We start from the raw sequence: 14,738 nt of genomic DNA, 5'->3' as shown, positions 1-14,738 counted from the left end.
AATCAAAAAAAAAATAAAGGGCATTCGATTGAATGCCCTACTGTTTAACTATGAATAAATTGAAAATTATTCAGCAGTTGTGTCTTAAATGGCTGTTTTCTTCTGATTACTCAGCAGTTGTTTCTTCAACAGTTGTTTCTTCTGTATCTTCAGTTGCAGTTTCTTCTTCAGCTGCTTCTTCTTCAGTTGCTTCTTCTGAGTCTTCTGCTTCTGTATCATCAGCCGCTTCTACATCTTGTCCTGGTGCTTCTGGTACTTTAATATCGCCAGCGATAATTTTATCTGAATACTCTTTAACTGCTGCTAAAACTTCTTCTGATAATTGACCATCTGTTAAACCAACACCACCGTCTTCTAAACCGTAAACTTTATTACCAGCTTCGAAATTACCGGCTTTTGTTTGTTCAGCAAATGATTTAACTGCTGCACCAACTTGTTTTAAGGTTGATGTTAATGTTAAACGACGCTCTTCACCATCAATTTCAACAATACCTTCAGCTTCTTGGTCACGGTCAACACCGATTACATAGATTTCACGTGAAGGATCTGCTGTTACAATATCTTTAGCTTCTGAGAACACACCATTACCAGTGTCTCCTGAAGCGTGGAAGATAATATCAACGTCGTTTGCGTACATCGCTGCTGCAATTTGTTTACCTTTGGCAGCATCACCGAAGCTACCTGCATATTCGATAACAACTTCAACATCTGGGTTAACGGCTTCAACACCAGCTACAAAACCAGCTTCAAAGCGGTCGATTACGAACCCTTCTTGTCCACCTACGAAACCAACTTTATTAGTCTTAGTTGTCATTGCTGCAGCAACACCTGCTAAGAATGATGCTTCGTGGTCTTTAAATGTTAATGATGCAACGTTTGGTAAGTCAATTACTGAGTCAACAATTGCGAAATGTTTTTCTGGTTGTTGTTCAGCCATTTCTTTCATTGCAGTTTCTAATTTGAATCCAATACCAAAAATTAAGTCAAAGTTAGATTGAACAGCTGTATTTAAATGTGTTACGAAATCTGAGTCACTATTTGATTGTAAATATTCGTAACCATTCACACCACGTTCTAATCCGTTAGCTTCACCAAACTCAACCATACCTTCCCATGCGCTTTGGTTGAATGAACCATCGTCCACCCCACCGATATCAGTGATCATCACTGTTGAGAAATCTTCCTCTGCTAAAACTGGTGTAGCAAAAGATGCTACTAATAATGCTGACGATGCTAAACTTACAAATTTTTTCATCGAATCCCTCCAAAAGATTGTGTTATCGAAACCTTGTTTCACTCTTCATTATAATTGATACCTTCTAGAATTGCAACAGAAAAATAATTTTGAAAACGATTAAAGACGAACTTTGTTTTTACTATTTTTTATATTCATTTAAAAAAACGAATGAAAAACGAATGTTTTTATTTAAATCGATAGATATTATAACTTTTTCTTGACAAAGCATCCTATCTTTTGATAAAAAATGATAATATTTTTACTGAGATTCTTTAGCGGTCCAAAAAAAAAGAGATTAGGCAGAAACGTTAATCATTTCTTTCCTAATCTCTATAAATCTGGATGTAAAGAGTGGAAATTTAAAGCAACTATGCGTTATTTATCAGTCATCTATCTGAAGTTTAATAAACGACATCATTTAACCTAAAATACCACTCATTATAAGCTTTTTTTACTTAGCATTTAATTCCACGATTTTAATAATCACTTCTGTCGCTTTGACCATTGATTCGACTGCAACAAATTCATAACGACCGTGCATATTTTCGCCGCCAGCAAAAATATTAGGTGTCGGGATACCCATAAAACTAATTTTAGATCCATCTGTACCACCACGAATCGGCTCAATGACAGCAGGAATATCTAATGCTGCGAAAGCCTCTTTAGCTAAGTCAACCGGACGCATATCTTTTTCGATAACTTCTGCCATATTATAATATTGATCCTTAATATCAACTTCAATGACTTCATAAGGATAGCGTTGGTTAATATCTTTGACTAATTGTTCAACAAACGCTTTACGTTCTTCAAATTTTTCACGGTAATGATCTCGAATAATCAATGATAAAATACCTTCATCGACAGTCGCTTCCATATTGGTAATATGATAGAATCCTTCGCGACCTTCTGTTTGTTCAGGTACTTCTTTTTCAGGTAAACCATTCATAAATTCATTGATAATACCAATGGAATTGATCATTTTACCTTTAGCAGTACCAGGATGGATATTTTTTCCTGTGATTTTTAGCGTTACCCCAGCCGCATTAAAACTTTCGTATTGTAACTCCCCGACTGGACCGCCATCCATCGTATAAGCAAAGTCAACTGCAAAACCTTCCGCGTCAAAATGATCTGCTCCACGTCCAATTTCTTCATCCGGACCGAAAGCCACTCTCACTTTTCCATGTTTAATCTCTGGATGAGCAATTAAATATTCTAAGGCTGTTACGATTTCAGCAATCCCAGCTTTATCGTCAGCTCCTAATAAAGTTGTGCCGTCGGTCGTAATAAGTGTTTGACCTTTATATGGTGGTAAATTCGGAAAATCTTTGACTGACATTACAATATTTTCATCTTCGTTTAAAACGATGTCTTTACCGTCATAATTTTCATGAATTTGAGGTTGCACATTGACTGAATTAAAATCAGCAGTGTCCACATGCGCGATAAAACCAATTGCTGGTATTGGTTCATCCGTATTAGCAGGTAACGTTGCCGTAACAAAAGCATTGGTAGGACTTAATTCTACATCTTCTAGACCTAATTGTTCTAATTCAATCACTAATAATTTTAATAAATCAAATTGCATCGCAGTTGAAGGAATAGTATCACTGCTTTCATCTGAGCGCGTATTAATTTTTGTGTACTTTAAAAGACGTTCTTTTGTTTGATTAAAAATATCGACCATAATTTAAACACTCCTATTCATATCTAAAGGGATTAATATTCAATTCAGTAGCTTGAACTGTCACCGGCCACTGTTTTTCATTTACTAATAATTGTATCACTTCAGCTGCCTTTTTGGCAAAAATACTTTCTGTATAATGACCAACATCAACGGTCATCATTGGAATATCTTCTAAAGCCTGCGCAGTATGATAAGTAATATCACCTGTTAAGAAGACATCGACTTCTTGGCTGGCTACTGCTTCCATTAAACTCGAACCACTTCCACCAATAATCGCAATCGTTTGATAAGATTCTTGAGGTGTTTTCTCGATAATGGGTAATTCATTTCGTTGATAAGTTGACTTTAATAAATCTAATAAAGCAGTTCGGCTCAAAGGGGTAGCCAATTGACCGATACGACCTAAGCCCGGTAACTCGTCGGTAGCCTGCACAGCCAATTCTCTAATATTGATTAAACCTAATTGCTCAGCTAACCAATCATTCATACCATTATGGGCAATGTCTAAATTAGTATGCATCGCAAACACTTTAATATTATGTTTAATTAATTTTGCATAAAGTTGATTAGTTAAAGACGATAAATCAAATCGTTGAATAGGTTTAAACAATAAAGGATGATGCGCGATAATCGTATCTACCCCAAGCTTAATCGCTTCGTCAACAACTGCATGACGAACATCTAAAGTGGTCATGATTTTGTTGACTGGTGCTTGTGGATCACCAAAATGTAAACCAATTGGGTCCCAATCTTCTGCAAAAGTGGGTGGATACAATTCATTCAAAGCATCGATTAAATTTTGAAATGTCACTTGTGTCATTTTAATTAAGCACTTCCTTAATTTGATTAATTTCCTCTTGCATTAATTGCACTTTAGGATGATCTGCCCCTGCTTTTTCAACGATTGATTGGTAGGTCGTCTCAAGTAATGACAGTTCCTTTTGCCATTTTTGATAAAAGGCAGCTGTTGGATCTTCTAAATTATATTTTCCAAATTGCAACTCATTAACCGTTAATATTTGCTTATGATAGTGATTTTTTTTAACAACCATAATTTCATATTCACGATGATGATCTTCCACCACCGTTTCATTAAGAAAGACAAAACCATTTTGATTGAGCCATTTTCTTAATTGATAGCTCGCCATATTAGGCTGTAAAACTAAAACCGTGTTTTCACGAATGATGGCCTTGTTTTCATCTAAAATATTACGAATTAAACTGCCACCCATTCCACAAATCGTAATAGCATTAATTTGATCTGCTTCAGTGATAACCGCCAAGCCATCCCCTTTACGAACATCAATGACTTTAGTAAGTCCTCTGGTTGCGACTTCGGCTTTAGCTGATTGAAAAGGACCTTCTACTACTTCGCCAGCAATCGCAAATTCAAGTTGCTTATTTAATGCTAAATGACAAGGCAAATAAGCATGGTCACTGCCGATATCCGCTAAGCGAATCGCATCTTTTTGATAATGAACTAAAAATTCACATACTTTCGCTAATCTTGGTGATAATGTTTCAGAATTCATTTAAAATCCCCTTTTACTTTACTTACTTATTTATTGTATCAAATCGATTGCCTCAATAAAACATTTATCTCTTTCTTTTATGACAATAAATAAAAATGATCACCGTCTTAAAACAAGTCATCCATAGTATCACCTGATCTAATTAGTCATCATTTTAAAGTTATATATAAACGTTCGCATTCTTATTGTAGTCTTGGCGAACAAGTATATGAATCCCATTATAGTCCTTAATCAAATATTCTTTGGCTGATTGATTAACGATATATTCTGGATGAGTCTCGGTCGCTTCAACGAAACGGCACCAGTCAGTCTCATCTTGAATCTTCACTACAAAGTGATTCAAACCTGGTGTATTAATGTCATGAATTTTATTCAATGCACCCGCCCATTTATTGGCAGCAATATGATGATGGTAGTCACCATTAGCTAACCAAGTCGCCTGATCTCTCATCGAAAACTTTTCATCCATATCTAACATTTCTTTTAAAAAAACTTGACTGGCTAGTGGATTTTCGACTGTTAAGTGAACATGTCCCATCTTGCTACCTTCCGGCATGAAATAAGGGTTTTTGTCTTCTGCTAAAGCCAATACGCTTTCAGCATCCATCTCTTCAGTAATGCCAATAATCTTATCACCTTGATAATTCCATACTGATTTAGGACGATCGTGATAAATTTCAATACCATTACCTTCAAGGTCTGCTAAATAAATAGCCTCACTATAGCCATGATTCGAAGCCCCTTGTATTGGTGCTTGAGCTTTGAGAATATGCAATAAAGCATCACCTAAATCTTTACGTGAAGGAACTAAAATCGCCAAATGATATAAACCATAGTAATGGCCTTTAGGTAAGTTAGTCGTAACTAAAGTAACAAGTGGTTCTTCGTTACCTTTGATCCCTAATTCAACTTTATTATCATCTTCTTTTAATATCGATAAACCAATAATATGTTGGTAAAAATTTTTCTGTGCTTGTAAGTGTTTGGTGTTTAATACAACTGCTCCTAATTCTATCATTCAAACGCTCCTTTTAATATAGATGTTTATATTAAAACAGTTTTTTATTTCCATGTCAATTAATACTAACTAGAAATAAAAAGAATTTTATGAGTTACTGCCAATACACAAGTTTCTCTTAATATTATTAATTTTGCTATTAGTTAACATCATAACTTATATTAAGTGTTAAATAAAATAAGACATTAAAAAGAGGCTAAGCAAAATCGTGAAACATTTAGCCTAGCCATCATTTGTTTATTAAAATTGCAGTTGTTGAGCGGCATCAAATTTTGTCTTATGGAGTGAACCAGAACTAGAAAATGAAATAATTTTCGCTTCGTCTGTCCACCCCCACTCAACCCCTGTGCTTTGAATTAAATAGTTATGCCTGAACAGCATTTAAAAAGGTTTTGCCTAGCCTATTGATGCCTACACATTATGCGGGATTATCACACGAAGCGAATAGCAGTGCATTTTATACTGCTACCCCGCTTCTAATAATCAACTATTTTGACGGTTGATTCTTGCGTGAACTTCCTATGCATTAATTCGTCATTTGTTATTATGCTAATTCATCCATAATGCTTACCAGTTGAGAGAACATCGCATCATCATAAGGTGTATGAGAACCTAAGGCAACGATATGCAATTTAGCTTTTGGACAATGCTGTTGTAATTCATAGGCACCACTTAAGCGACAATCGACATCATAGCGACCATGTACAATATCCATCGGAATGTCTTGCAGCTTATCTACTCGATTCAACAAATAATTATCTTCTTCCCAAAACATCTTATGAGCAAAATAATGTGATTCTAATAAACCAATGGAACGATCCCCATCAGTAACGGGTTGTCTTAAATCTTTAGGATTTTGGACTAATTTAACAATAGCTGTTTCCCATTGACTCCATTCATAACACGCTTCGTCTCTGACCGATTCATCTGAATCAAGCATTCGTTGATAATACGCGGTTACTAAATCATCCTGTTGATCTTCAGGGATATAATTTTTAAATCGTTCAAATTCTTCAGGATAAAAATAGCCTGCCCCTTCTTGGAAAAGCCAATCAACATCACTTTGACGGCCTAAAAAAATACCTCTCAATATTAAATGTTGAATTTGTTGCGGATAATGAATTGCATAAGCTAATGCCAAAGTGGTTCCATAACTGCCACCAAATACATACCATTGTTCAATTTGCAAATATTGTCTAATTTTTTCAATATCAGCAACACTATCAAGCACGGTATTATTTTCTAAACTTAAAAACGGTTGACTTTTTCCAGTTCCTCTTTGATCAAATAAAATAATACGATATTTATCCGGATTAAAAAATCGACGTGAAGGTTCACCAACGGATCCACCTGGTCCACCATGGAGAAATAAAACCGGTTGACCATCCGGATTACCACATTCCTCAATATAAAGAGTATGTGTCTCATCCACCTTTAAATGATAAACTTGGTTGATTTTTGTATTCAAATAACCACCCATCGTAGTCCTCCTATTCCATAATGAGATGATTTAGTTGATAGCCCAAATTATCTAAGCGATTTTCAGCATCACTTAATTGTTCGGACATCACGACAATGACCACCGGAACTTCTGATTCAACTTCATACAATAAGGCATCGTGAAGCATCCCCTCTTGCATTGCTTTCGCTTTTAAACCATAAAACAATTGATTATTGTCTAAACTATTAGCAATACCAATGGGGCCATGTTGTGAATACATCGTTAAAGCTTCTTGGTTAATATCTTCATCAAATAATACCCCTTGGAATAAAGCTAGTAATAAATTTGCTAAGTCACTCGCTGATGTTTCATTATATTGATTAGCGGCCCCGGATAATTCCGTCGCCATATTATTGACCAAGGACGTTTGAATAAAGCCTAACTCTTGAATTTGTTGATTTACTTTTTCAAGGCCACCTAATGATTCTATTAATAAATCGGTTGCCATATTATCATGAGATTGTAGCATTAATTGAACCAGTACTTTTAAACTATAGCTTTTATCCTGTGGTAAATTAGCTAAAGTACTTCCTGGTATAATTTCTTGATCAACAATATTTACCATATCAGCTGCGGTTATTTGTTTGGTTTCTATTTGATGAAAATATACTGCCGCAATAAATAATTTTATTAAATCATCGGCCGGTAATACTTCCGTCGCATCTTCTGAAGAAGAAAGTTGATGGTTAGCCGCTTGTACAAAAATGGAACTTTTTTTTGACTGTTCTTTAATAATACTAATTTGATCCACTATTAAACTTTTCGTTTGATCGTTAAACTCCTCAATCATATCGGAAGATGATTGTTCTTCGAAACTTTGATTAATTTCTGGCCAAGAGACTTCCGTATCAATAATATATTTTGTTTCTGAGGTACTAGATTCATTAGCTTCTGTTGTCTGATTCGTTTCATTAGCTTCGCCTGCTATTGACGTCATCTGGGTTGCATCAGTTGTCGTGATGTCTTGAGCCTTGATAGGTTTCTCATTACTAACAGCCAAAAATGTTAGACTTAAAAATAAAAAAGTAAACTTATTCATGATTTTAATACTCCTTACGTTCCCACCATTCATATTGATGTGGAATCGTGTTATTTTCATCTAAAATACCCGCTACCGCTTTGACTAATTGCCACTCCGTTTCATCGATGGCTGGCATAAAAACATCACTCGGGAATTCTCTTTCAATGAACGTTCGGATAATTTGATCGGCATATGGTAAAAATAGCTTAAAAATATCAGCACCACCAATAACCATTAATTCTTGATCTTCAGATAACTCAAGTCCTTCTTCTAAACGATGAATAACCGTTAAGCCTTCAATGTTTTTTCCATAATTTAAATCTCGCGTCATTACCACCGTTTTTCGACCAGGTAACAGGCGTTGGCCCATCGATTCAAATGTCTTACGTCCCATTAACATCGTATGTCCCATGGTCGTTTCTTTGAAAAATTTTAAGTCATTAGGTAAATGCCACGGTAATTGATTTTGATAGCCAATGCCGCCACGTGATTCTTGAGCATAAACAAAACTAATCATTGTTCTTTTCCTTTCTTAAACTGCAATCGGTGCTTTAATCGCTGGATGAGGATGATACCCTTCCAAACGAATCGCATCCGTTTCAATTTGGTCAAAGCCATTGAACCGATCAATAATCAATGTCGGTAAAGCTTTCGGTTCTCTTGTTAATAATAACTTCGCTTGTTCAAGATGATTTTGATATAAATGTGCATCGCCTAAAGTATGCACAAACTCTCCTACTTCCAATCCAGTCTCTAAGGCGATTAAATGTGTCAACAAGGCATAACTGGCAATATTAAAAGGCACACCTAAAAAGATATCGGCACTCCGTTGATAAAGTTGACAACTTAACTTACCATCATTCACATAAAATTGAAATAGAGTATGACAGGGTGGTAAAGCCATGGTTGGAATATCTTCTGGATTCCAAGCGGAAACAATTAAACGTCTAGAATCAGGATTTGCTTTAATTTGATTAATAACCTCTTTAATTTGGTCAAGTGTTTCACCATTACGTAATTCCCATTGACGCCACTGTTTACCATATACATCACCTAGTTCACCGTGTTTAGCAGCGAAGGTTGCATCCGACAATATTTTCTCTTGAAATAGTTTCATTTGAGTTTCATATTCTGCTTTAAACGAAGCATCTTCCAAGACTCTTAAACCGAAATCGGTCATATCCGGTCCTTGATAGTCTTCGCTTTTGATATAGCGTTCGAAGGCCCATTCGTCCCAAATATGATTATGGTGTTCCAATAGATATTTAATATTGGTATCGCCTCTTAAAAACCATAATAATTCACTTTTAATTAATCCAAATGGCACCCGCTTGGTGGTGACCATTGGAAAACCTTCGTTTAAATCAAACCGCATTTGGTACCCGAATAAACTATAGGTTCCCACGCCAGTGCGGTCTCCTTTAAAATGTCCATTTTCTAATACTGATTGGACAAGTTGTTGATATTGTTCCATCATAATGCTCCTTTTAATTGAGCGTTGCTAACTCCTCTTGTCTTTCATATAAGGCCATTAACGCTTCTTCTTTTTCTTCTAGTTCACGCTGTAAATCCATTAATTTGCCTGCATCACTCGTGATAGTATTCATTTCTTGTTGGATTTCGTCTAAACGTATTTCCAATTGCTCAATTTCACTTGGTAGTTTCTCTAATTCTTTCTTTTCATGATAACTTAATCTTCTGGCTTTCGGTTGATGATTATTCTGACTAGCATCCGTATCTTGTTTCGGTCCTTCATCTATTTTAACGATAGCTTTGGATTCATTATTAGTTTGTAAATCAGCTTCTTCTAAATATTCAGAATAACTACCCCAGTAAATATCATAGGCGCCATTTCCCTTAATATTTATCAAATAATCCGTCGTCTTATCTAAGAAATAGCGATCGTGAGAAACGACAAATACTACCCCTTCAAAATTAGCTAAATAATCTTCCAGTACAGTTAAAGTATCAATATCTAAATCATTGGTCGGCTCATCTAATAGTAAAACATTTGGTTGCTGAATTAAGAGTGAAAGTAAATAAAGACGACGTCTTTCTCCACCCGATAAATATTGAATTTGTGTACCATGAGTATTTCTTGGAAAATTAAATTGCTCCAATAATTGAGAAGCACTTACTAATGAGCCGTCTTCACGTTTAAAATTATCGGCGATTTTAGTTAAATAATCTAATACTCGAACATCACTAGGCAGATCTTGATCGAGTTGTCGATAATACGCCATACGCACGGTTTGACCCACTTGGCAAACGCCACTATCAAGCGCATGATAACCGGCTAAAGTATTCAAAAAGGTTGATTTCCCCACACCATTTGCTCCGATTATGCCAATACGGTCTCCTTTAACAAAATTTTTAGTATACCCTTCAATCACTTTTTGCCCATTGATTGAGATGGCAATTTCTTCTAATTCAATGACACGATTCCCAATACGCTGTTGTTGGAAGTCAAAATCAATTCCTTCAGCTTCTTGATGACGATTCGCAATATTTCCTTTTAACTCCTCGAAACGATCGATACGAGCTTGTTGCTTAGTGGTACGAGCTTTAGCGCCTTTTCTCATCCACGCTAATTCTTGTTGAAATAATTTATTCTCTTTTTCTTGTACTTTTTGATTAATGGCTGCTTGTTCTGTCCGTTTTATGACATAGGTTTCATAATTCCCAACATATTCAGTTAGTTTTCCATGACGTAATTCAACAATAAAATTAACCGCACGATCTAAAAAATAACGGTCATGGGTTACTAAAAGTAAGGCGCCGGGATAATTAGCTAAATATTTTTCTAACCATTGAATACTTTCGACATCTAAATGGTTTGTCGGCTCGTCTAAAATTAATAAATCAGGTGATTCAATTAATACTTGGGCAATACCAATTTTTTTTTGCTCACCACCAGAACACTCTCCTACTCGTCGTGATAAATTGGTTAAGCCTAATTGTGATAAAATAGCTTTTGCTTTAACTTCTATATCCCAAGCATCTTTTAAATTCATTTCATCACTAACGCGCGTAAATTGAGTTAATAAATCCCCGTCCATAGGATTAGCTTCTAATTGCTCACGGATTAACTCATATTGCAATAATAGTTGAATGTCTTGAGCTTGGCTATCATAGACCGTTTCTAAAATAGTTTTATTAGAATCCAGTTCTGGATGTTGGTCGAGATAAGCTATGGTATATTGATTTGGCTTAGAAATAGTCCCACTATCATAATTATCTAAGCCAGCAATTACTTTTAACAATGAGCTCTTCCCTGTTCCATTGGGACCAATTAAGCCGACACGCTGTCCAGTTCTAATTGACCAGTCAATTTTATCTAATAATGTTTTAGTACCATATGTTTTGGATAATTGTTCAATCTTTAATTCTTTCATGGGCTTCTCCTCATTTTTTATTCTTGTTCATTATATCATAGTTTTACTTTAATAATGAATGGTATTAGTTTAAGTAAACGTTACAATATGCTATGATTATTGTATTAGAAAAGGAGTGTTGTTATGAAAAAACATCGTAATAAAATTATGTTTTTCGGTTTCTTTATTAATATGATTCTTTTTGGTGTATTAGGTGCGACTGGTGTCATAGATATGTATACCAGTACGGCTTTAAGTAGCATTACAAACGTCATGTTGGCATTATTTTTATTTGGTGATCACCTTAAAGAAGAATGGGCTCGATTTATAACACAAACAACCTTGAAGAAAATCCTTTGGCTTTCCTTTCTTTTATTTATCATTAACGTGTTCGCCAGAACTATTTTAATGACCCTTTTTGAACCTTACTTAGATTTGGAATCATTAGGAATGAACCAACAAGCATTAGAGGAAATGCAAACTCAAATCAATCCTTTATTATTTATTTTCTTTACTGTTATTTCAGCACCTTTAGTTGAAGAGTTAGTCTTTAGAGAGTCTTTAAACGGTTGGGTCAATAAAGCGAACCGCGGACTAGTCGTTATCATGTGGATTGTTTCCACTTTATTATTTGCGGGAGCCCATGTGGTTTCTTTACAAGACTTTCTTATTTATCTGCCATTATCAATTTCTCTACTTTACATGTATGAAAGATTTGACCGAAATATTTGGGGCTCCATTAGTTTTCACTTTGTCAATAATGCCTTGTCAGTCATCTTAATGTATTTAGTGCAATTAATACCCCAGGAGTTATTAGAAGAAGCGGCTACTGGATTGATTCAATTATTTAAATAATCCTAAGCGATATAGAAGCATTGGGCAAGGAGTAGAAAACTGAATGATTTTCGCTTCATTTGCTACTCCTCTTGCATCGTAGAGTCAAGTTAAGTCAAGTTAAGTCGGTAGCAAACTAGCTATGAAGACACAATTTAATACCACTCAAATACCTAGCGATAAATATAATAGCTGGACCAAACTGTTATTTTAGTTTTGGCCCAACTTTATTGTTAAAGCAGATTATGATGGTTTATATATTGATGACTCACCACATGGCAGGTTATGGTAATTAGTACCTAAAGAAAAAGCAACTACTTCAAACGAGTAGTTGCTTCTTTTTAATTCGCGATTATTTTTTCACTTCACGGTGTAAAGTAATTTTGCGATCTCTTGGGCAATATTTTTTAACTTCTAAACGGTCTGGGTTATTACGTTTATTTTTGTTTGTTAAATAGTTACGTTCGCCACACTCTGTACATTCTAAGTTAATGTTTACGCGCATTTTGTTCCCTCCAAACTGTTTGGTAATTTGTTTCATCGAACAGTACCAAACAATTATAACATTGTCTATTTTTAAAAACAATACATTTTCAGAAAATATTGTAACTTTCAGCAAGTTTTCTTAAGCTAAAAGGCCTTTAAATCCACCTTGAAGGGAGTGAGCGAGAAATAACGCATCGATTAAATTCCGCAATTTTCCCTACCGCCGAACAGTGGAATTGACCAGAAGTAGAAAATCGAATAATTTTTGCCTCGTCTGTCAAGCCCCCACAGTTGAGAGTGGACCAAAAGTAGAAAATAAAATAAATTTCGCTTCTTTTAACAAATCTCATTAAAAGATTGCTTGAGACTACTTAACCCGTTCGCTTTCATTATCGGGCAGTGACTTGACGGAATTTTTCAAGATTATTCTCAGCTACTTTCAGACGCCGTTTGCTACCACTCAACCCCTGCACTATACAACCAACAGATGGATTGTTAAAGTGTGGTCCAATCTTTTTAATCACTTAACTTAATAAACTTGTCTTTAATTTCCTAAAATAATTCTTTATAGAAACTAATCGTTTTTTCTAAGGTTGGAGTGAAAGGATTACCTGATGCACAAGCATCGATCATTGCATTTTTTGATAAGTATTCAAAATCAAACTCATCTTCTTTAATGTCTAATTCGGTTAATTTTTTAGGGATGCCCACCGTTTCAGATAATTTTTCAATTTCAGCGATAGCATAATCAGCACACTCTTCATCTGAATGATCCATAACATCCATTCCTAATGCTTTCGCAACATCTCTAAAGGCTGCCGGTACACGTTTTGCATTTTCACGTTCGACTACTGGTAATAATATCGCACAGCAGACACCATGCGGTAATTTATATACTGCTCCTAATTGATGAGCCATTGAGTGAACATAGCCTAAACCAGCATTATTAAAAGCCATTCCTCCAAGGAAAATAGCATTAACCATCGCTTCACGCGCTTCAATATCTTCGCCATTTTCAACCGCACGAGGTAAGTATTCTTTAATTAATTCGATGGCACCCATCGATAATTTCTTTGTTACATCATAAGCTCCAGGGGTCACTAATGCTTCTACGGCGTGTGTTAAAGCATCCATACCGGTTGCTACTGTTAATGCTTTTGGTTTCGATAACATTAACTCAGGATCATTGACATAAATGGTGGCTAATGAGTTTTTATCTACCATCACCATTTTTACTTTACGTTCCTCATCGGTAATGACATAGTTAATTGTAATCTCTGCTGAAGTACCTGCTGTCGTATTAATTGCTACTACGGGTAAACCTTTATTAGCTGTCTTATGAAGTCCTTCTAGCTCTTGTACTTTCATATCATTCGTTGCTAATACCGAAATACAGCTCGCACAATCTTGTGGTGAACCACCCCCAACACTAATAATAAAACCACATTGATTTTCTTTTAATACTGCTAAGCCTTCTTCACAATTTTTAACTGTTGGGTTAGGTTCCACTTGACTAAAAACAACATAATCAATATTAGCTTCCTTTAAAGGTGCTGCTACTTTAGCTAAAATATCACTATTGGCAATAAATTCATCGGTTACTAATAAAGCCTTATTTAAACCTAATTCTTTAATATAAGGGCCTTTTCGTTCACAACACCGCGACCAATTAAGTTTGTTGAAGGTACATAAAATACTGACATTTTCTCGTTCTCCTTTAAGTTTAAATTTTTATTTTATTGTGAACCATGACAAGTTTACTGTGATTAAAGAACATCGCCTCCTTTATGATTAAGTAATTTAGTTATTAAAGTTTAATAACTTTATCACATATTGACTTAAAAGACAAACCCAAAAATATTAACTAATTTTTGAGTCGTCCCTTTATTCATTTAGTAGACTTTAAGTTTCTTGGATAGTAAAATTAAGCTAGAAAAATAAATAGGTTATTTGTATGGTATCCTAAACATAAGATCACATGTTAAGGAAGGAGTACACACAAATGGCATATACACATCTTCCCATGAAAGAATTAATTTCTTGGATAG

At 35.1% G+C, this 14,738-nt stretch carries 12 protein-coding genes and 1 pseudogene; 1 reads left to right on the top strand and 12 read right to left on the bottom strand.

Annotated elements, in window-relative coordinates; all coding sequences use genetic code 11:
• Positions 1-106: 106 nt before the first annotated feature.
• The 10 genes from GSA01S_RS06110 to GSA01S_RS06065 all read right to left on the bottom strand — a co-directional run bounded on the left by GSA01S_RS06110 (position 107) and on the right by GSA01S_RS06065 (position 11,391).
• Complete coding sequence (locus GSA01S_RS06110; RefSeq protein WP_083513228.1) at positions 107-1,255, bottom strand: BMP family lipoprotein; 1,149 nt, start codon at positions 1,253-1,255, stop codon at positions 107-109.
• A 433-nt stretch (positions 1,256-1,688) separates the two neighbouring features.
• Positions 1,689-2,924 (bottom strand): peptidase T, encoded by a 1,236-nt coding sequence (gene pepT / locus GSA01S_RS06105; RefSeq protein WP_066125847.1) that lies wholly within the window; start codon positions 2,922-2,924, stop codon positions 1,689-1,691.
• A 13-nt stretch (positions 2,925-2,937) separates the two neighbouring features.
• Positions 2,938-3,744 (bottom strand): Nif3-like dinuclear metal center hexameric protein, encoded by an 807-nt coding sequence (locus tag GSA01S_RS06100; RefSeq protein WP_066125846.1) that lies wholly within the window; start codon positions 3,742-3,744, stop codon positions 2,938-2,940.
• Position 3,745: 1 nt separating this feature from the next.
• Positions 3,746-4,456, bottom strand: a complete 711-nt coding sequence (locus tag GSA01S_RS06095) for a tRNA (adenine(22)-N(1))-methyltransferase (RefSeq protein ID WP_066125843.1) — start codon at positions 4,454-4,456, stop codon at positions 3,746-3,748.
• Between the two features lie 160 nt (positions 4,457-4,616).
• Positions 4,617-5,474, bottom strand: coding sequence for a VOC family protein (locus GSA01S_RS06090; protein WP_066125841.1), 858 nt, complete (start codon positions 5,472-5,474; stop codon positions 4,617-4,619).
• A gap of 544 nt (positions 5,475-6,018) precedes the next feature.
• Entirely contained in the window at positions 6,019-6,954 is a 936-nt protein-coding gene (gene pip / locus GSA01S_RS06085; RefSeq protein WP_066125839.1) for a prolyl aminopeptidase, read from the bottom strand.
• A 10-nt stretch (positions 6,955-6,964) separates the two neighbouring features.
• A complete protein-coding gene (locus GSA01S_RS06080; protein WP_066125837.1) occupies positions 6,965-8,014 on the bottom strand; it encodes a serine hydrolase in 1,050 nt (349 codons plus the stop codon).
• Between the two features lie 4 nt (positions 8,015-8,018).
• Positions 8,019-8,513, bottom strand: coding sequence for a dihydrofolate reductase (locus tag GSA01S_RS06075; protein ID WP_066125835.1), 495 nt, complete (start codon positions 8,511-8,513; stop codon positions 8,019-8,021).
• A 15-nt stretch (positions 8,514-8,528) separates the two neighbouring features.
• Entirely contained in the window at positions 8,529-9,473 is a 945-nt protein-coding gene (locus tag GSA01S_RS06070) for a thymidylate synthase (RefSeq protein ID WP_066125833.1), read from the bottom strand.
• Between the two features lie 10 nt (positions 9,474-9,483).
• A complete protein-coding gene (locus tag GSA01S_RS06065) occupies positions 9,484-11,391 on the bottom strand; it encodes an ABC-F family ATP-binding cassette domain-containing protein (RefSeq protein ID WP_066125831.1) in 1,908 nt (635 codons plus the stop codon).
• Between the two features lie 123 nt (positions 11,392-11,514).
• On the opposite strand from GSA01S_RS06065, the gene GSA01S_RS06060 reads away from it, so the two are divergent.
• A complete protein-coding gene (locus tag GSA01S_RS06060; protein ID WP_066125830.1) occupies positions 11,515-12,225 on the top strand; it encodes a CPBP family intramembrane glutamic endopeptidase in 711 nt (236 codons plus the stop codon).
• Between the two features lie 331 nt (positions 12,226-12,556).
• On the opposite strand, the gene rpmG is transcribed toward GSA01S_RS06060, so the two are convergent.
• Both rpmG and GSA01S_RS06050 read right to left on the bottom strand, forming a co-directional pair.
• Positions 12,557-12,709 carry a 50S ribosomal protein L33 gene (gene rpmG, locus GSA01S_RS06055; protein ID WP_066125827.1) on the bottom strand — a complete coding sequence of 51 codons (153 nt, stop codon included), beginning with the start codon at positions 12,707-12,709 and terminating at the stop codon, positions 12,557-12,559.
• Between the two features lie 533 nt (positions 12,710-13,242).
• Positions 13,243-14,393: pseudogene (locus GSA01S_RS06050) on the bottom strand (iron-containing alcohol dehydrogenase).
• Positions 14,394-14,738 lie beyond the last annotated feature (345 nt).

It is taken from the genome of Globicatella sanguinis NBRC 15551 (genome assembly GCF_001552295.1).
Lineage (GTDB): Bacteria > Bacillota > Bacilli > Lactobacillales > Aerococcaceae > Globicatella > Globicatella sanguinis.
This window is presented reverse-complemented; position numbering and strand designations above follow the sequence as displayed.

Excerpts from the sequence above, each read along its gene's own strand:
- GSA01S_RS06110 (WP_083513228.1), bottom strand. The coding sequence starts at position 1,255 with ATGAAAAAATTTGTAAGTTTAGCATCGTCAGCATTATTAGTAGCATCT.
- pepT (WP_066125847.1), bottom strand. The coding sequence starts at position 2,924 with ATGGTCGATATTTTTAATCAAACAAAAGAACGTCTTTTAAAGTACACA.
- GSA01S_RS06100 (WP_066125846.1), bottom strand. The coding sequence starts at position 3,744 with ATGACACAAGTGACATTTCAAAATTTAATCGATGCTTTGAATGAATTG.
- GSA01S_RS06095 (WP_066125843.1), bottom strand. The coding sequence starts at position 4,456 with ATGAATTCTGAAACATTATCACCAAGATTAGCGAAAGTATGTGAATTT.
- GSA01S_RS06090 (WP_066125841.1), bottom strand. The coding sequence starts at position 5,474 with ATGATAGAATTAGGAGCAGTTGTATTAAACACCAAACACTTACAAGCA.
- pip (WP_066125839.1), bottom strand. The coding sequence starts at position 6,954 with ATGGGTGGTTATTTGAATACAAAAATCAACCAAGTTTATCATTTAAAG.
- GSA01S_RS06080 (WP_066125837.1), bottom strand. The coding sequence starts at position 8,014 with ATGAATAAGTTTACTTTTTTATTTTTAAGTCTAACATTTTTGGCTGTT.
- GSA01S_RS06075 (WP_066125835.1), bottom strand. The coding sequence starts at position 8,513 with ATGATTAGTTTTGTTTATGCTCAAGAATCACGTGGCGGCATTGGCTAT.
- GSA01S_RS06070 (WP_066125833.1), bottom strand. The coding sequence starts at position 9,473 with ATGATGGAACAATATCAACAACTTGTCCAATCAGTATTAGAAAATGGA.
- GSA01S_RS06065 (WP_066125831.1), bottom strand. The coding sequence starts at position 11,391 with ATGAAAGAATTAAAGATTGAACAATTATCCAAAACATATGGTACTAAA.
- GSA01S_RS06060 (WP_066125830.1), top strand. The coding sequence starts at position 11,515 with ATGAAAAAACATCGTAATAAAATTATGTTTTTCGGTTTCTTTATTAAT.
- rpmG (WP_066125827.1), bottom strand. The coding sequence starts at position 12,709 with ATGCGCGTAAACATTAACTTAGAATGTACAGAGTGTGGCGAACGTAAC.